This window comes from Planctomycetia bacterium (genome assembly GCA_021413845.1).
Taxonomy (GTDB): domain Bacteria; phylum Planctomycetota; class Planctomycetia; order Pirellulales; family PNKZ01; genus PNKZ01.
Genome location: JAIOPP010000012.1, coordinates 24,141 through 41,669, shown reverse-complemented (window position 1 = coordinate 41,669; position 17,529 = coordinate 24,141). Strand labels below are relative to the sequence as shown.

Genomic DNA, 17,529 nt, shown 5'->3' with positions numbered 1-17,529 from the left:
CTGCCCGGGGTTGTGGAGCTATCTCATGTCTTCCCCCGAAGAAGACGCTTTGAAGCGTCGCTATAAGGAGTTTTTGGATCTCATGCCGCTGACGATCGCGATCGCCGGTTTGTCGGAAAACACGGCTGCCCGGAGCTTTTCGACCGATCAAATGGAGGCCCGAGCCCAGATTCTGACGTCGGCCTTTAAAATTGCCCGGCAAACGGCCCGCGACGTATTGAAAGCCGCGAACGCTTAGACTTCGCCTCAGACTCAAAGTATTGTGGGACGGGGAACGACTGCGTCCGAATTTTCGCAGTTTTGCCCATGTTGACCGTTCGTTCGCTGCCGAAATAATTCATCAGGGAAGGTTCATCGACCGCCGAGGATTCAGCGCGGTAGCCCGTCACGATTTCGAGGTCTCTTTTGAAACCGAAAGCAAAGAAAGACGCCGCCGCTGCTAAGGCGAAAATTCTCGGCGTCGGGCTCGACAACGAAGATGGTCATACCCGGTTGACCCGTGGCGACAACTTCACGCTTTACGGCGGCTCGGAAGAAACGCACGGTCGCATGCAAGAGACGGCCGTGAAGATCAATGAAGAACTCACGCGCCGCGGCAAGCGGCTCGAAGATTGTTCGCCGCGCGAGGTCGCCGATATCGTGCATGAAGCTCAGGAGTGAGCGTTCGTTGCCGGACGTCGACTTCTTTTTGATTCCTGCGTCGGCGAAACCGCAAGCGAGTTGCGCGGCTGGTTGCGCTGTGGAAACGGAATTACCTGCGTAAGCGTTACGACCTGCACGATCCGTTGCCCGCAAAGTTTATCTAGGGATAATTCGCGCTCGGACCGCCAACTCTTAACTGGCGTGTATATTTTACCACAGCCCCCTACTTCTCCATTAGGTGGCACTCGCAACCGGATCTTTCTCCCCAAAGATTCATCGCAAAAGGGTAAAAAACCGTGGCTAAGAAAAACGTCGAATCGATTGCCCTACTTGACCAGCACCAAGAAGACGGCCGCCGCAAGAGCGCCGACCGCCGTAAGCAATCTGCTCCGGTCGCCGTAGAGCGCCGCACCGGCGAGCGCCGCGAAAAAGTGAGCCGCCGCCGTCAGATCGACCCGACCACCTGCGAACGAGATTACTCCGACGACGAAGTGGCGTTCATGAACGCCCTTGACCAATACAAACGGAAGAACGGCCGGATGTTCCCGACCTGCAGCGAAATCTTGGAAGTGATTCGCGGCCTCGGCTACGTGAAGCCTCTCTCGGCGCTGCCGGTTTTGAATCCGGAAGCCGCTCCCGACGTCGCCGGCATCCCGAGCGACGACGACGCCGAATAATCGCGCCGAAGCTTTCCGGCGATCGATATCCAAACGACAATACGAACCGAGCGGCGACGGATTTTCTTCCGACGCCGCTCGGTTTTTTGCGCAGAAAGCCCCGCTCGCATCATGCCGTACCGTGCTGATGCGCGCCCCTCTTTTCGATCGGCCGACGCACGCTCTGCCGGCAGTCGGAATGCTCTTGTCGGCGTCGGGAGTTCTCGCTAATCTCCCGCCCCAAACCGCATTCTCTCATTTCATATCGCCTTTCTTCTTCCAAGGCCGGCTTGCCATGACTCGCCCGGGCACACCATCCGCCGCTTGCCGCACATGCGCAAGGCCGCCACGCGCGGTTGCGTCGAAAGGCGCAGCACATCCTCTTTCGGGCCTTTGCTGGGCATTGCTTTGCGCAGGCGCCCTGAGCGGCTGCCAGTACACGGCGCAAGGGAAGAACGCTAAGGGTGTGCAACTCTTTCAGAACGGCCAGTATCAACAATCGGCCGTTATGTTTCAGCAGGCGATTCAACAGAGCCCGACGAACTCCGACGCGTATTACAATCTCGCGGCGGCGTACCATCAGGTCGGCAAAGTCAATCGTAGCCCTACCGAATTCAATCAGGCCGAAGCGCTTTACAATAAAGCGCTCGACTACGATCCGAACAACCAAGATGCTTACCGCGCGCTGGCCGTATTGCTCGTCGACAAAAATCAGCCTGATAAAGCGCAGAAGCTGCTCGAAGGTTGGTATGCGCAGAATCCGACGAACGCAGGCGCTAAGGTAGAGCTAGCTCGCCTCCGCGAAGAATTCGGCGATAAGCAAGGGGCGAAAGACTACTTGCAGCAGGCGCTCGCGATCGACGCCTACGATCCACGTGCGCTGGCCGCGCTCGGCCGGTTGCAAGAGTCGGAAGGGAACATGACGCAAGCCCTGGCGAACTATCAACGTTCGTTGTTCCGTAATGCATCGCAGCCCGAGGTCGCGGCCCGAGTCGCTTCGCTCCGCACGAGCGTCAACGCGAGCATGCAAACCTTCACGCCCGACGGCACTCGCACGGTAACGACTCCGGTCAATCCGGTCCGTTAGTAGCGATTGTCCCCTGCGAACGGCGAGGCCGCATCGCCACGGAAAGACCGAAATCACGGCCTATTTCCGCCCGGCGAGTCGCACCGTCCTTGACCCTTTTCCGGTGGGTCTCTATCCTTCGGGTTTCGCCTAACATGGCCGACAGCCCTTCGTCGGTCGCACGCTTGCGAACGCTTTCCGGCATTCGTCGCGTCTTCCTTTAACTCCTAAAATCGTAAACGCTATGCCGCGCATTATCGTCCTCGACAAGTTGGCCGACGAAGGCCTTGAGATCCTCAAGAACGCACCCGGCATCGAATATGAAGTTCGCTTCGCCGCCGACGGCACTGGGCTCAAGGGAGAGGAACTCCGCAAAGCGCTCAACGAGTTCGACGGCGCGATCATCCGGAGCGGCGTGAAGATCACAGCGGAAGCGCTCGCCGGCAATACGCGGCTCAAAGCGATCGTCCGAGCGGGAGTCGGCACGGACAACATCGACAGCGTCGCCGCGAAACGTCTCGGCATCGTCGTGATGAACACGCCGGCCGGCAACACGATCAGCACGGCCGAGCACGCGATCGCACTGATGCTGGCCCTCTCGCGCAACATCGCTCCCGCCTACCAAAGCCTGATCGAAGGACGCTGGGACCGCAACAAGTACATGGGTACGCAACTCGCCGGCAAGACGATCGGCATCATCGGCCTCGGGCGGATCGGGCTGACGGTCGCCGCGCGGGCCCGCGCCCTTGAGATGCGCATTCTCGGCTACGATCCGTTTATGACGAAAGAGCGCGCCACCGAGCTCGGCGTCGAGCTCTATACGAACGTCCCCGACATGCTCCCCCATTGCGATTACATCACGGTGCATACCCCCGGCGGCAATGAAACCAAGGGGATCATCGGCAAGAAGGAACTTCCGCTGCTTAAGAAAGGGGTGCGGCTTATTAATGGTGCCCGCGGCGGCATCTATGAAGAAGATGCGCTCGTCGAAGGGCTCAAGAGCGGGCAGATCGCCGGCGTCGCGCTCGACGTCTTCGTTACCGAGCCGTGCAAGCAACATCCGCTGTTCGGCATGCCGGGCGTTCTCTGCACGCCGCATCTCGGCGCAAGCACCGAAGAGGCGCAAACGCAAGTTGCCGTCGAAGGCTGTCATTTGCTGATCGACTATCTCACGACCGGCGCAATCCGCTGCGCGGTGAATATGTCGACGATCGATCCGGCGAAGCTCGACGCGGTGCGCGATTACCTGAACCTCGGCTATCGGCTCGGCATCTTGCTCGCGCAAATGGTCGATAAACCGGCCAAAGCCTGCAAGCTCACCTATCGGGGCGACGTCGCCGCGAAGGAAACGAAGCTCATCACGTCGGCCTTCGCTGCCGGCTTGCTCGAGCATGCGATGGACAACCAAGCCAACATCGTCAATGCCGACGTGCTACTCAAAGAGCGCGGCATCGAACTCCTCGAACAAACCCGCACCGACATGGGAGCGTTCAGCTCCGTGATCATCGCGGAACTGACGACCGAAGACGGCACTTCCAAAGTCGCCGCCACCGTGTTCGGCCAGGGAATGGCCCGACTCGTCCAACTCGGCGACTTCCGGCTCGAGTCGTACCTCGACGGCGTGCTATTCATCTTCAAGCATAAAGATCTGCCGGGCATCATCGGCTCCGTCGGCATGGTGTTCGGGCGCCACGGCGTGAACATCGGCCAGATGACGGTCGGTCGCGAAACGCCGGGCGGGGAAGCGGTCGGCATCCTCAACCTCGACAGCCCGCCGAACGAAGCGGCGCTGAAGGAAGTCGCCGCGCTGCCGGCCATTACGAGCGTCCGAGTAATCCAACTTCCTCCCGCCGGACATCTGCCGAGCTGGCTGCAAGGAACGAGCGCAGGCTAATAAAGTAGTAGGCACGTTCCACGTGCCGTAACCACGGAAGACTTCGGGCATCGCGGCCTGAGCCCATCGCCGAGCGATTCAAGTGGCGAACTTTGCATGCGGCCGAACGGCCCAAGTGGCGGACGGCACGTGGAACGTGCCTGCTACTTTGACGGAGCGCGCATTCGGCAAATTCGCTACGATCGCTTCGCTCCGCCGGCGCATCCGCGCCGTTCACGGGTAGTTCCACAGAATGTCGACTGCGCGCGTAATTGTGGTGTAGATACCTATGGCCGATGCGCGACGCGCTCCTCGGCGCCGTCCCCGGCCGCCCCGCGTCGCACCTCCCGGGCCCGCCCCTTTCTGCGGAAGGTCTCGACACTATGGTCGATTCCCAATTGGTCGATCGCGCACAGTCGGCACTCGCCACGAGCCCTCACCTAAGCCGTCGCCATTTCAAGCTCGAAGCCCGAGCCGGCAAACTGATCGTGCGCGGCACGGTCGACTCGTACTATCAAAAGCAAATGGCGCAGGAAGCCTTGCGCAAAGTCGACGGCGTAGAGACGATCGAGAACCATCTCCAAGTTCATTGGAAGTAGAGTTCGATCGCGCGTAAACGAATTTTCCGAAGATGAACGGGGACAGTGATGTCCCCGTTTTTGTTGCGCCTACCGCGGCTTCGACGGTGCGGCACTTCCCGTCACGGCATCGCTGCGATCTAGATAATGCGGCAAGAAGCCGTCGAGGCGGCAACTGCGGAGTACATCGTGATTGCGTTCGCTGAGTCCGCAGATGCGCAGTACGCCGTCATGCGTGCAAACGCGCTTCTGGAGATAGACGAGTTGCCCGACGATCGCCGAATGCAACAACGGGATCTGGCTTAGATCGAGCACGGCCCGATAGGTGAAGTGCTGCTGGAGCAAACTCCAGATCGTTTCCGCGAGCGGGGGACAATCCCATTCGTTGTCGTGGTCGCAATGCAGCGTGACGATGAGCCAATCGGGCCCACGTTCGACATCGAGAACCCATCCTGCCGACATAACGACCATATCCGCCTCCACGGTTAAGCCCCGCGCCGCCTAGCAGCGTGCTCCGATTCGCCAGCCGATTATCATACGCTCGCAGGCAAAGTTGGCAACAAACTGCGAGGAATGCCGGCAATGATGAGCGAAAATTGACCAAGTCCGTAGCGAACGCTCACAATCCTATCGACAACGTATCCACGGCCGATTCGCAGCTTAAAATAGCTGCGATTGCCCGAAATCCTCGGGCATCGCGAGGCCGAGATGGTCGTAACAGGCCGAAGTGACGCGCCGGCCGCGCGGAGTGCGGATTACCAAGCCCGCCCGTAATAGAAACGGCTCGACCTCGTCGACGAGCGTATCCGGGGGCAGATTCATCGTATGGGCTACGGCCTCGACGCCGACCGGCCCGCCGTTGAAGGTGCGAATGATCGTCTCTAAGTATTTGCGATCTTGACCATCGAGACCAAGTACATCGATTCCTTGCATCTTCAGCGCAGCGTCGGCCAGCGGCAACGTCACGCGACCGTCGGACTTGCTCGTCGCATAGTCGCGCACCCAACGGAGGCGATTGTTCGCCAGCCGGGGAGTGCTCCGGCTGCGGGTCGCAATCTCGCGGCACGCTTCATCGGCGATCTCGGTGCCGAGCTTCCGGGCATTGCGGCGGACGATCTCGGCGAGTTCGTCGACCGTGTAAAACTCCAGATGCTCGCGCATCACGAACCGGTCGCGCAGCGGAGCCGAGATCATGCCGGCGCGGGTCGTGGCACCGATCAACGTGAACGGCTTCAGTTGCATGTTCAACGTGCGGGCATTCACGCCGTCGCCGAGCGTGATATCGATCCGAAAGTCTTCCATCGCCGGATACAGAAACTCCTCGACGATCTTCGGCAGCCGATGAATCTCATCGATGAAGATCACGGAATTCGCCTCGGCATTCGTCAGATAGGGAATGAGATCCTTCGGCGCTTGCAAGGCCGCGCCGCTCGCGATCTGCACGCTGACCCCCATCTCGCGAGGAATCGCCATCGCGAGGGTCGTCTTGCCGAGGCCGGGAGGGCCGTCGAAGAGCATGTGGCCGAGCGTCTCTTCGCGCTTCCGCGCGGCATCCAGAGCGATATCGAGTCGAGCCGTCACTTCGCCTTGCCCGACCATATCGCGAATCCGCTGCGGTCGAAGCGCGCGATCTTCGTCTTCGGGCAATTCCGACGGCGTACTGACGATCGGTTCACGAACCATAGCGAAAACGACTGAACGAGTGATGAAACAACGAAGTAAGTTTTACGCGGAACGTGCACAAACGTCCAGCGAGGATCATCAAAGTAGTAGGCACGTTCCACGTGCCGTAACCACGGAAGACTTCGGGCATCGCGGCACGACTCCATCGCCGAACTGTGCAATTAGCAGAACGACGCAGGTGGCGGACGGCACGTGGAACGTGCCTGCTACGTTGAGGGTCCCCGCGTATCCACGCGGGGCTATTGAACGGAGGCAATGTTTGCTCTGATCCCTGACCTCCGACCCCTGACCTCTTACTTGCTTTTGTCGTAAATAATCTGCAGCAGTTCCTGCACGTCGGTGAACTTCTTTTTGGTGCCGATGACGCCGTCGACCAAGCGCCGGGCTTCGCTCTCGGAGTGTCCGAGGCCGCAGAGGACTTCGAACGTCTCGCTGATGACGTCGCGCTTCCCTTCGATTTCGCCGGGCACATCGCGCGCGACGAGCAGCGCGAACTTCGGAACCTTGCGGCGGAGTTTCGCAATGATGCGCTCGGCGAGCGCAGGCCCGACGCCCGGCAGCGACGACAAGACTTTCGCATCTTGATCTTCGATCGCCGCGGCGACTTCGCTGACCGGGCGGATCATCGCTCGGAGCGCCTTCTTCACGCCGACCCCGTCGACCGAGCAAAACAGATCGAAGAACTCGCGCTCGACGACGTTGATAAACCCAATCATGCGAGGCGTGAGCCGGCCTTGCATCGGATTGCCGTCGAGATACTCGATCGTATGCAGGCTGATCGTCTCGCCGAGGCGACTTTGCAACGAGCGGCGCGTGAACTCGGAGACGAGAATCTCACGCTCATACGAGTCGACGGCGAGGGTCAGCTCATCTTGCGCCAACGCGACGATCTTGCCGGTAATCTTCGTGATCATGAAGTCTTTCGTACTTGCGGAGCATGCCGGGCCAAGGCGGCCCATTCACGGTTCAAATAATAATGACATAGGGCGATCGCCAGCGCATCGCTTACGTCCGAAGGCTCGGGCAGCGTCGCGAGCTTGAGTTCGAACTTCACGGCATGCTGCACTTGCACCTTCGATGCGTGCCCATTGCCGGTGAGCAACTTCTTCACTTGCGTGGCGCTGTAGTGGACGACGGGAATTCCGACCATCGTCGCGGCAAGGCAAATCACGCCTCGCGCGTGTCCCATCAAAATCGCGGTGCGCGGCCGTTCGTAGTGCGAGTACAACTGCTCGATCGCGACGACCGACGGCTTGAACGCCTCGATGACCTCGGCCACGCCGGTATGAATTTCATGCAGCCGAGCCGTGAGCGAATCCTTCGTCTTACCGCGCACGACGCCGGCCTCCCGCACGATCGGCCCACCCGCCGCCGCTTCCAGCACGGCATAACCGGTAATGTTCAAACCAGGATCGATACCGAGCACGGAAGGCATGAGCAGTGGTCGGTAGTCAGTGGTCGGTGGTCAGTTTCAGAGTCCGTTCAATAGCCCGGGGTGCATACCCCGGGGCAACACGATAACATCGCGTTTACTTCTGCAGCGTCCAAAGGGTTCCGTCCGGTCGATCTTCGAGTACGACGCCGATCGCGGTGAGGCCTTTGCGAATGCCGTCTGCGGTGGCGAAGTTCTTGTTCTTCCGCGCGTCGGCGCGCACTTCGATAAAGAGCGCCATGAGCTTGCCGACGAGTTCGTCGTTGGCCCCTTCGCTCCCCGGCTTCACGACCTTCTCGCGGAATAGACCGACGGTGTTCGCCAGTTCGCGCATCACCGTGGCTCCGCGCTTCAAGACGGCGACCTTCGCGGCGTCGGTCTTGCCCGTCGACTCCAACTTCTCGACGTCGCTGTAGCGATTCAACAGCCGCACGAGTTCGTACAAATCGCCGATCGCGCCGCCGGTGTTGAAGTCGTCGTCCATCGATTCGAGGAACTTGCGGCGATGCTCATGGATCGCTTTCTCCGTCTCGTCGACGCCGGGCGTAAACTCGCCGTCGGTGCGCTTCGCCGGTGCGGCGAGCGTGTAGAAGTCGTCGCCGGTGATGCGTTGATATCGATCGAAGAACCGATAGAACGTCTCCAATCCCTTTTCGACTTCTTGAATCCGCTCGTCGCCGAACTCGATCGGTCGGCGATAGTGGGTCGACAAGATGAAGAACCGAATCGTTTCGCCGGCGAATTTCTTAAGCAGTTCGGAGAAGGCTTGCGCACCCTTGCTCTTGCCGATCTTCCCGGCTTCTTGCTGGGCCTGTTCGGCCGTCAGCGGAACTCCGGAGCCCGGCGCGCTCGTGGCTTGCGCGGTCGGCGCGGTAAGTCGATCGCGTCCGCCGCCGCCGACTTTATCCGCCTCGCCCGAGGCTTGCATCAGGCCGTTGTGAAGCCAGTATTTCGCGAGCGGCTTGCCATGGCAGCATTCGCTCTGTGCGACTTCGTTTTCGTGATGCGGAAACACGAGGTCGAGCCCGCCGCCGTGGATGTCGAACGATTCCCCGAGGATCTTGCCGGCCATCGCCGAGCACTCGATGTGCCAGCCCGGCCGGCCTTTGCCCCAAGGACTGTCCCACGAAGGTTCGCCCGGCTTCGCACCTTTCCATAAGGCAAAATCGGCGCTCGACTTCTTTCGATCCGCCGCGCCTCCTCCTTCGCCTTGCATCGCTTCGACCGAGCGGCCGCTGAGCTTGCCGTATTCCCGATCCTTGCCGACGTCGAAAAACACATCGCCATCCGAAGCATAAGCGAAGCCGCGCTCGATCAACTTCTTCGTGAAGTCGATGATCTCGTTCATGTGCGCCGTCGCTTTGGGGAAATGATTGATCGTGTCGATCCCCATCGCGGCGAGGTTGCGGTTGTAGTCGGCCGTCATCTCTTCGGCGACCGCGGCCATCGTCAGGCCCCGCTTCCCCGCCTCGACGATGAGCTTGTCATCGACGTCGGTGATGTTGACGACCCAGGTGACGTCGTAGCCGACGTAGGTGAGGTAGCGTTTGATGGCGTCGAAGATGATCGGCCCGACCATGTGGCCGATATGACTCGGCTTATAAACCGTCGGCCCGCAGAGATAAATGCCCACCTTGCCGGGCACAAGCGTCTCGAACGGCTCTTTCACCTTCGACAACGTGTTGTAAACGCGCATCGGAAATTGAGCGGCAGGAGACGAAGTCGACGGTTTCGCGGCCGAAGTTGTTGCCATATTGGTCAGGGGTCAGAGTTCTGGTTTCTAGTTTCTAATTTGTTTTTTCAATCAGCGCCACGCACTCGGCCACGATCGCTTCTTGCCGACCGACCGGACCGACATGCTCGCCCGTCTTCGCTTTCACGCCGACGCACTCCGGCCCGACTCCGATCAGTTCGCCGATCCGTCGCCGGATCGCATCTTTATATGGCGACAACTTCGGCAACTGCGCAAACACGATGCAATCGACGTTGACCACTTGGTAGCCGGCTGCGGTGACCCGCTCAACGGCCAAGCGAAGCATCTCGCCCGAGTCGCGCCCACGGTTCTCGGGTGCCCGATCGGAGAACATCTCGCCGATATCGCCGAGCGAAGCCGCGCCGAGCAACGCATCGGTGACGGCATGCAGCAACACATCGGCGTCGCTATGTCCGACCAATCCAAGCTCGAACGGGATCTCGATGCCGCCGATCTTCAGCGGCAGACCCGGTGCTAGGCGATGGGTATCGTGTCCGATCCCGATTCTGACGGCGAGCGTGGTACGAGTCCTCCGTGTGCGCGATCGACTGGCGGCCTTCGACGACTCCTCCGTGGCGACGTCGACTTCTACTGCCGGCGGCGAAATTTTAACGGAACCTGCCGAATCCCACAACGCCGGCACGTCCATCGCCGGGGCATAGGCCGCGCGGCCGGTGCTGTGATATAACGACGCCGGCCGGTCGCTTTCAGGTTCGCGGACGTCGGGTTCGCGCGTTCGTTTCTTTCCTGCCGCGCCGCGGGGGGCCGATGTCCGTCATCGAAATCGAAGGTCTGACGAAGTCGTACCGTGTTTACCAAAAGAAAGAAGGGCTCGGAGCTTCGATCCGAGGTTTGTTTAACCGGACGTATCGTAATGTCGAAGCGGTGCGCGGCATCGACCTGAAGGTCGACCACGGTGAGTTCGTCGCTTTTCTCGGCCCCAACGGTGCCGGCAAGACCACGACCCTCAAGCTCCTTTCCGGCGTCATCCATCCTTCGTCCGGTACGGCGCGCGTGATGGGATACGTCCCCTGGAAGCGCGAGAATGCGTACCGTCGGCGGTTCGCGCTCGTGATGGGCCAGAAGAATCAACTCTGGTGGGATCTGCCGGCGCAAGAATCTTTTCGGCTCCATCAGCAGATCTACCGCATCGATCCGACGGAGTTCGACCGGAGCCGCGACGAGCTCACCGAGTTGCTCACGGTGCGGCAACTGCTCGGCCGGCCCGTGCGCGAACTTTCGCTCGGCGAACGAATGAAGATGGAGCTCATCGCGGCGCTGTTGCATTCGCCCGAGGTCCTCTTTCTCGACGAACCGACGATCGGCCTCGATGTCGTTGCGCAGCACAACATTCAAGCGTTCTTACGACACTATCAAGAGGTGCGCAAGATCACGATCTTGCTGACGAGCCACTACATGAAAGACGTCGCGGCGCTATGCCGGCGCGTCGTCGTCATCGCGCAAGGCACGATCATGTACGACGGCTCGCTGGCCGGCATCGTCGACAAGTTCAGCGGCCATAAGATGGTGACGCTCGCCTTCGCCGACGACATCGTGCCCGCACAGCTCGAGCGATTCGGCACGCTCGTCGAAGCGCAAGCGCCGAAGGTGAAGATTCGAGTCGATCGGCCGGGGGTCGCCGCTATGCTGGCCGAAGTGCTGAACGACCATGTCGTGACCGACGTTTCGGTCGAAGATCCGCCGCTGGAAGAAGTGATCGCCGAGATGTTTACGCAAGTCACCGAGCAACTGCCTCCGGAAGTGCGTGCCGCCGCGGCTGCCCAAGGTGGAGATGCGGGGCGCGAAGATGGCTAACGAAGCTTCGACGTTACCACATGCCGGCCGCACGCGCGGATTGCTGCCGCACGCGCTCGGCACCTACTGGACGATCCTCCGCATCTGCATCGAAGAGCGGCTCGTCTATCGGGGCGACTTCGCGCTCGGCACCCTCATGCGCTTCTTGCCGATCGTCACGCAGACGTTTCTTTGGACCGCCGTTTTCGCCGGGGCGGGCAACCCGATGCGCATCGGCGACTACACTCGCAACGACTTCATCGCGTACTACTTGCTCACGTACGTCGCTCGCGCGTTCTCCAGCATGCCGGGCCTGGCGTCGTACATCGCCACGCAAGTCCGCACCGGCGAGATCAAGAAGTATCTGATCCAACCGATCGACTTGCTGACATTTCTCTTGCTTTCGCGCATTGCGCACAAGCTCGTTTATTACGCCGTCGCAACCGGTCCGTTTGCGTTGATGTTCTATGTGTTTCGCGGCTATTTCACCGGCTGGCCCGATCCTTTGACTTTAGCGGCGTTCGCGCTTTCGCTCTTGATGGCGTTCGTGCTCGGCTTCTTCCTGGAAGCCACGCTCGGCATGATCGGCTTTTGGTTTCTCGAAGTCAGCTCGATCCTGTTCGTCTACATGCTCTTCAACTTCTTCTTCTCCGGTCATATGTTTCCGCTGACGATCATGCCCGGCATTTGGGGGCAGATCATGACGGCGCAACCGTTGCAATACTTGGCGTACTTCCCGGCGGCCGTGTTTCTCGGCAAGGTGCAAGGAGCCGCGCTCGCGTACGGGCTCGTCATCGAAGCGCTTTGGATTCTGTTTTTCATCACGACCTCGCGCGTCGGCTACAAGCTCGGCTTGCGGCGCTATAGCGGATATGGAGGGTAAGATGGAAGACAGTGGTCGGTGGTCAGTGGTCAGTGGTCAGAGGGGAGAAGGGAGACAGCCGAAGGCCGAACGGCCGCGGTATGGGGCCGTGTTGCTTGAGTTTGCGCGTAATAGCCTTGTGCGCGATATGACGTTTCGCTGGAACTTCATCATCGATTGCATTTCGTCCCTCTCTTGGGTCTTCATGCAACTCGGCTTCTATCTGCTGATCTTTTATCAGGTCGGCGACAACGGCCAGATCGGCGATCAAACCGGTTGGACGAAGTGGCCGTTCTTCGTCTTCCTCGCGACGACGCTGTTCATCAATAGCTTAGTGCAAGCATTCTTCATGCCGAACATGAGTGAGTTCAGCGAGCTGATCCGCACCGGCAACCTCGACTTCGCGCTTTTGAAACCGATCGACACGCAGTTTTTGATTTCGCTCCGCAAGATCGAATGGTCGTCGCTGGCGAACTTCGTGTTCGCGTTCGCTCTGCTGGGAGTTGCCTTGGCGAAGCTCGACTTCCGGCCGAACGTCGCGCAATTCGCACTGTACGTCCTCTTCATCGGCTGCGGCGCTGCGTTGTTTTACAGTCTCATGATCGCGCTCGGATCGATCAGCGTGTGGCTCGGGCGGAACGAGAGTTTGTACGACTTTTGGTTTTACATCACCAACTTCTCGCGCTACCCGATGGAGATCTACAACGGCCCGGTCGGCACTCCGCTCCGGCAAGTCTTCACGTTCGCCGTGCCGATTCTGCTGGTCGTGAACGTCCCGGCTCGGCTGCTGGCACGGCCGTTTGCCGAGCAAGATTGGCGACTTGCGGCGTTCGCCGTCTTAGCGACGGCGGTGAGCCTTTGGGGATCGCGCAAGCTGTTTTATAAGGCGCTTGCAAGCTATCGTAGTGCGAGTAGCTGAACGCAAAGCGAAACGGCCGCAGGTATTCACCAGCGGCTATCGAGATGTGTTAATCTAAACGACGCCTCTTAACTGATCCCCGCCCTCTGACCCCCGACTCCTTCCTCCCATGTTCCACTGCCGCTCTTACGCCGTGAAAGAACACGTCGGCGTTTTCAAGCTGACCGATCACTTCGACATCTTCGACGCCGACACCGGCCGACAAGTCGGCGTGGCGACGGAGAACATCGGTGGGCTCGCACGCGCATTCCGATTTCTACTGAACAAGCAGAAGCGATTTTTGCCGACTACGGTAGAGTTCCGCGAGCAAGACGACTTGCCGGTGTTGCTCACGTTGAAGCGAGGCTTTTCGTTCCTGCGCCCGAAAGTATCGGTCATCGATGCCGACGGGCGCAACATCGGCTACTTCCGAGGCAAGCTGTTTTCGTTCAACGGCGGCTTCTTCGTTTACGATGCGAGCGACAATCTCATCTCCGAAGTGAAGGGGAATTGGAAAGGCTTCAACTTCAAGTTCCTCACGCCGGAGGGTCGCGAACTCGGCACGGTCGATAAACAGTGGGGAGGGCTGATGAAGGAAATGTTCACCTCGGCCGACACCTATCACATCAAGATCGCCGAGGATCTCGGCACGAATCCGGCGATGGCTGCCCTCTTGCTCGCGGCCGGCATCGCGATCGACGTCGTATTCAAAGAGTAGGAAGCTTTCGCGTCATTGCGCAAAACGTCGGAATGAATCTTCCGCGAAACCGCAAGCGCTTGCGATTTCGCGGTCTCAAGCCATCGGAGCGGTGTGCTTTTCAAACCATCGCTTCAAGATCAAATGCGCCGGCACATACGCGACGATCGGCAGCAGACACATCAACAGTGCTAAGTACGCCGACGGAGCCATCGCCGTTTGCGAAGCCTTGTCGCTCATCCCATAGACATAGTTGACGTTCACCGGCAAGTTCGGATTGTCGACTGGTGCCGGAGGGGCCGGCAAAAGAAAGTAGCTGACCAGCAAGATCAGCCAGCCGCCGAGCGTACACCACCGGAGCGCTCGCCGATCGTAGCCCAATCGCCCGACGACGTAGAGCAAGAACAGCGGTAGCCAGAAGTGGAAGAACGATAGAAACCGCGTGAAGAGCGGAATGCCGCGATCGAACATATATTCCGTCGCGCCGACTAACGTGAGCCCGAAGCAATGGGCGAGGAAGTCGACGATCCAGACCGTCTGCGGCACCAAGATCCCGACCAGCGCAATCGATGCCGTCGGCCGGCTCTCGGCCCACAGCGCATGCACGGTCAGCAAGAGTGCGACGTCGCAAAAGTACAAGAAATTGGTCGGGCCGTAGTCGATCCAATAGATCGGCACCAAGAGCGCGACGAACGACGAATACACGATCTTCACCCACGGCGGAATCCGTCGTTCGTTCTTAAGCAAGCGGCGGTCCTCGACCCAAAAGCGGTATGCGCGCGTGGTTTCGTCTCGGCGGAAGCTGGATTATACTAAGCGACTTGCCTCCACTCGCAAACACCTCGCCTAGATGCCGCCGATGAAACTCGCCTTTAGTTCCAACGCCTACATGAAGTTCTCGATCGAAGAAACGATCGATCGGATCGCCCGCATCGGCTATGCCGGCCTCGAAGTTCTCGCCGATGTTCCCCATGCTTGGCCGGTGAACCTACTGCCGGAGCGACGGAAATCGATTACCGATTCCCTCGCGAAGCATGGGCTGCGCGTCTCGAACGTCAACGGCTTCATGATGAACGCCGTGAACGACCCGCGGCAGCCGTATTGGCATCCGTCGTGGATCGAGCCCGATCCGAACTACCGAGCGATTCGTCGCGAACACACCAAGCGCGCGTTGCAACTCGCGGCCGAGATCGGCGCGAAGAACTTGCAGACCGAGCCGGGTGGCCCGCTCGAAGTCGGTCAATCGTGGGAAGACGCCGCGAAGATCTTCTACGACGAGTTCATGCCTTGCGTCGAAGTGGCGGAGAAGTATCAAGTCGGCCTGTTGATCGAACCGGAGCCGGGCCTGCTCATCGAAAAGTTCGACCAGTATTTGAAGTTCATGGAAAAGATTCAATCGCCGTTCGTCGGGCTGAACTTCGATATCGGCCACGCCTACTGCGTCGGCGAAGATCCACAAGACTGGGTCGCGCGGATGGCGCCGCATACCAAACATTACCACTTCGAAGACATCGCCCCGACGCGCGTCCATGCCCACTTGGTTCCCGGCCGCGGTGCGATCGACTTCGAAGCGACTCTGCTCGCGATTCAAGCGACCGGCTACGACGGCTACATCACGGTCGAGCTCTATCCCTATATCGAAGACCCCGACTCGGCGGCGCGCGAGGCCTACGACTTCCTGCAAACCCTAGCGAAGAAGATCGGCATCGTGTTCGAGAAGTAAGCGTGAATCTCGGCCTCCACTATTCTTCTGCGCCCGAAATCCAATGCCCGATCTGAAGACGCTGCTGCAACTCACGCGATTTCCGAACGTCTTCACGGCCGTCTCGAATATCTTCGCGGCCTACTTGCTCACGCATCAAGACCTCGGCGATTGGCCCGCGTTTGCGCTGCTCGTCGGTTCGTCGTCGCTGCTGTATCTCGCGGGCATGGTGCTCAACGACGTCTTCGACGTCGCGCAAGACACGAGCGAACGCCCGCAACGGCCGATCCCTTCCGGTCGTATCTCACTGACGGCCGCCAAGCGCATCGGCGCCACGCTTCTCGTCGGCGGCATCGCCCTCGGATGGCTCGTCTCGGTATTGCGCCACACGCTCACTCCCGGCATCGTCGCCACGATGCTCGGCGCGGCGGTCGTGCTGTACGACGGCCCGCTCAAGCGCACCCCGCTCGCGCCGCTCGGCATGGGCTTTTGCCGCTTCCTCAACATTCTCCTCGGCCTGAGTCTCGCCTCGATCGGGCCGTTTCAATGGCACCCGATGCACTGGCTCGTCGCGGCCGGAGTAGGCATCTACATCGTTGGCGTGACGCTCTTCGCTCGCACCGAAGCGCAGCATGCGAGCCGGCGCCTCGCGCTGCTTTGCGGCATGATCTTGATGCTTTGCGGCATCGGCTTGCTTGGTTACTTCCCGCGTTGGGCGACCGCCGACTTGCCCGAAGCGGCACAACCGTTGCCGCAAATCTTGGGGACTTGGCTTTGGCCCATCATGTGGGGCCTCTTCGGCTTCTTCACGGTGCGGCGTTGTGTGCCGGCGATCGTTGATCCATCACCGCTGCTGGTGCAGTTTGCGGTCAAGCAGGCGATCTTCGCGATCGTCATCTTCGACGCGGCGATCATCACTGCGACCCATCATCCGGTGCCGTTCGCAATCGTCATCGTCGCCTTTTTGCTGCCGATGCATCTGCTCGGGCAAGTCATTTATTCGACCTGATTCGTCGGTCGCACAACCTCGCGCTCTGCGAATTTCTCCATGCTCCTCGGCTACAACACGAACGGCCTTGCTCATCACGACCCGTATCAGGCGGTCGAGCTACTCGCCGAACTCGGTTATCGGAGCGTCGGGCTCACCATCGATCATGGACTGCTGAACCCTTACGGCGGACATGTGCAGTCGCGCATCAAACAAATGCGCCGCACGTTGGAGCAGTTCGGCATGCGCTCGGTGGTCGAAACCGGGGCACGCTACTTGCTCGATGCACGTAAGAAGCACGAACCGACGTTGATGACCAGCGAGCCGGACGGGCGAGCCGAACGGGTCGAATTCTACAAACATTGCATCGATGCGGCTGCGGAACTCGGCAGCGATTGCGTCTCGCTTTGGTCGGGCATCCTGCGCGACGGCGTCGACGATGCCACGGCGATGCGGCGCTTAACCGGCGGGCTCCGCGAAGTACTCGACTACGCCGAAGCGAAGCAAATAACCATCGGCTTCGAGCCGGAACCCGGCATGTTCATCGATACGCTGGCGCGGTACGACGAACTATTGCGCAACGTCGACCACCCACGACTACGACTGACGCTCGACATCGGCCACTTGCATTGTCAGGGGGAAACGCCGATCGCCGCGCAGATCGAATCGCGCGGCGCACAGATCGTCAACATCCACATCGAAGACATGCGGGCCGATGTTCACGAACATCTCATGTTCGGCGAAGGGGAGATCGACTTCTTCCCGGTGCTGAAAGCGCTGCTGCGGATCGGGTACGCCGGCGGGGTGTATGTCGAGTTGAGTCGACATAGCCACGACGGCCCGAACGCCGCCGCGCAAGCGTTTTCGTTTCTCAGCGATAAGCTTGCGCAGTTGCGGCGCTAAGC

19 protein-coding genes and 1 pseudogene are annotated in these 17,529 nt (G+C 60.0%); 13 read left to right on the top strand and 7 right to left on the bottom strand.

Annotated elements, in window-relative coordinates; translation table 11 throughout:
- Positions 1 to 25: 25 nt before the first annotated feature.
- The 6 genes and pseudogenes from K8U03_02755 to K8U03_02730 all read left to right on the top strand — a co-directional run bounded on the left by K8U03_02755 (position 26) and on the right by K8U03_02730 (position 4,836).
- Positions 26 to 238, top strand: a complete 213-nt coding sequence (locus K8U03_02755) for a hypothetical protein (GenBank protein ID MCE9603803.1) — start codon at positions 26 to 28, stop codon at positions 236 to 238.
- A gap of 167 nt (positions 239 to 405) precedes the next feature.
- On the top strand, positions 406 to 660 hold the full coding sequence (locus tag K8U03_02750) for a hypothetical protein (protein ID MCE9603802.1): 255 nt from the start codon (positions 406 to 408) through the stop codon (positions 658 to 660).
- A 302-nt stretch (positions 661 to 962) separates the two neighbouring features.
- Positions 963 to 1,238 (top strand): annotated as a pseudogene (locus tag K8U03_02745) (hypothetical protein).
- A gap of 526 nt (positions 1,239 to 1,764) precedes the next feature.
- Positions 1,765 to 2,385, top strand: a complete 621-nt coding sequence (locus K8U03_02740) for a tetratricopeptide repeat protein (protein ID MCE9603801.1) — start codon at positions 1,765 to 1,767, stop codon at positions 2,383 to 2,385.
- 223 nt (positions 2,386 to 2,608) lie between these two features.
- Positions 2,609 to 4,258: a phosphoglycerate dehydrogenase gene (serA, locus tag K8U03_02735; GenBank protein MCE9603800.1), complete on the top strand. Its 1,650-nt coding sequence runs from the start codon at positions 2,609 to 2,611 to the stop codon at positions 4,256 to 4,258.
- 362 nt (positions 4,259 to 4,620) lie between these two features.
- Positions 4,621 to 4,836 carry a BON domain-containing protein gene (locus K8U03_02730; protein MCE9603799.1) on the top strand — a complete coding sequence of 72 codons (216 nt, stop codon included), beginning with the start codon at positions 4,621 to 4,623 and terminating at the stop codon, positions 4,834 to 4,836.
- Between the two features lie 69 nt (positions 4,837 to 4,905).
- Here the strand turns inward: K8U03_02730 and K8U03_02725 are convergent, their stop codons facing one another.
- From K8U03_02725 to ispF, 6 genes are all read right to left on the bottom strand, one after another.
- Entirely contained in the window at positions 4,906 to 5,277 is a 372-nt protein-coding gene (locus K8U03_02725; protein MCE9603798.1) for an STAS domain-containing protein, read from the bottom strand.
- 198 nt (positions 5,278 to 5,475) lie between these two features.
- Positions 5,476 to 6,498: a Holliday junction branch migration DNA helicase RuvB gene (ruvB, locus tag K8U03_02720; protein MCE9603797.1), complete on the bottom strand. Its 1,023-nt coding sequence runs from the start codon at positions 6,496 to 6,498 to the stop codon at positions 5,476 to 5,478.
- 293 nt (positions 6,499 to 6,791) lie between these two features.
- Complete coding sequence (locus K8U03_02715) at positions 6,792 to 7,412, bottom strand: Holliday junction DNA helicase RuvA (protein MCE9603796.1); 621 nt, start codon at positions 7,410 to 7,412, stop codon at positions 6,792 to 6,794.
- Positions 7,409 to 7,933 carry a crossover junction endodeoxyribonuclease RuvC gene (gene ruvC, locus K8U03_02710; GenBank protein ID MCE9603795.1) on the bottom strand — a complete coding sequence of 175 codons (525 nt, stop codon included), beginning with the start codon at positions 7,931 to 7,933 and terminating at the stop codon, positions 7,409 to 7,411. Before ruvC ends, K8U03_02715 begins: the two co-directional genes overlap by 4 nt.
- A 94-nt stretch (positions 7,934 to 8,027) precedes the next feature.
- Positions 8,028 to 9,683 (bottom strand): cysteine--tRNA ligase, encoded by a 1,656-nt coding sequence (gene cysS / locus K8U03_02705; GenBank protein MCE9603794.1) that lies wholly within the window; start codon positions 9,681 to 9,683, stop codon positions 8,028 to 8,030.
- Between the two features lie 34 nt (positions 9,684 to 9,717).
- Positions 9,718 to 10,332 carry a 2-C-methyl-D-erythritol 2,4-cyclodiphosphate synthase gene (gene ispF, locus K8U03_02700; GenBank protein MCE9603793.1) on the bottom strand — a complete coding sequence of 205 codons (615 nt, stop codon included), beginning with the start codon at positions 10,330 to 10,332 and terminating at the stop codon, positions 9,718 to 9,720.
- Positions 10,333 to 10,451: 119 nt separating this feature from the next.
- Here ispF and K8U03_02695 point away from each other — a divergent pair, with 119 nt between their 5' ends.
- The 4 genes from K8U03_02695 to K8U03_02680 all read left to right on the top strand — a co-directional run bounded on the left by K8U03_02695 (position 10,452) and on the right by K8U03_02680 (position 13,955).
- The gene (locus K8U03_02695) at positions 10,452 to 11,498 is read left to right on the top strand and encodes an ABC transporter ATP-binding protein (GenBank protein ID MCE9603792.1); all 1,047 of its coding nucleotides are present in this window, start codon (positions 10,452 to 10,454) and stop codon (positions 11,496 to 11,498) included.
- On the top strand, positions 11,491 to 12,360 hold the full coding sequence (locus K8U03_02690; GenBank protein MCE9603791.1) for an ABC-2 family transporter protein: 870 nt from the start codon (positions 11,491 to 11,493) through the stop codon (positions 12,358 to 12,360). The genes K8U03_02695 and K8U03_02690 overlap by 8 nt, the downstream gene beginning before the upstream one ends.
- Positions 12,350 to 13,258 carry an ABC-2 family transporter protein gene (locus tag K8U03_02685; GenBank protein ID MCE9603790.1) on the top strand — a complete coding sequence of 303 codons (909 nt, stop codon included), beginning with the start codon at positions 12,350 to 12,352 and terminating at the stop codon, positions 13,256 to 13,258. The genes K8U03_02690 and K8U03_02685 overlap by 11 nt, the downstream gene beginning before the upstream one ends.
- 109 nt (positions 13,259 to 13,367) lie before the next feature.
- Positions 13,368 to 13,955 (top strand): oxidoreductase, encoded by a 588-nt coding sequence (locus tag K8U03_02680; protein ID MCE9603789.1) that lies wholly within the window; start codon positions 13,368 to 13,370, stop codon positions 13,953 to 13,955.
- 75 nt (positions 13,956 to 14,030) lie between these two features.
- Here the strand turns inward: K8U03_02680 and K8U03_02675 are convergent, their stop codons facing one another.
- Entirely contained in the window at positions 14,031 to 14,681 is a 651-nt protein-coding gene (locus tag K8U03_02675; GenBank protein ID MCE9603788.1) for a hypothetical protein, read from the bottom strand.
- Positions 14,682 to 14,793: 112 nt separating this feature from the next.
- On the opposite strand from K8U03_02675, the gene K8U03_02670 reads away from it, so the two are divergent.
- Genes K8U03_02670 through K8U03_02660 form a run of 3 tightly spaced genes read left to right on the top strand, consistent with a single transcriptional unit; the run spans position 14,794 to position 17,527 of the window.
- Positions 14,794 to 15,657 carry a sugar phosphate isomerase/epimerase gene (locus K8U03_02670; GenBank protein MCE9603787.1) on the top strand — a complete coding sequence of 288 codons (864 nt, stop codon included), beginning with the start codon at positions 14,794 to 14,796 and terminating at the stop codon, positions 15,655 to 15,657.
- Between the two features lie 43 nt (positions 15,658 to 15,700).
- Positions 15,701 to 16,645: a UbiA family prenyltransferase gene (locus K8U03_02665; GenBank protein ID MCE9603786.1), complete on the top strand. Its 945-nt coding sequence runs from the start codon at positions 15,701 to 15,703 to the stop codon at positions 16,643 to 16,645.
- Positions 16,646 to 16,684: 39 nt separating this feature from the next.
- Positions 16,685 to 17,527, top strand: coding sequence for a sugar phosphate isomerase/epimerase (locus tag K8U03_02660; GenBank protein MCE9603785.1), 843 nt, complete (start codon positions 16,685 to 16,687; stop codon positions 17,525 to 17,527).
- The last annotated feature ends 2 nt before the right edge of the window (positions 17,528 to 17,529 follow it).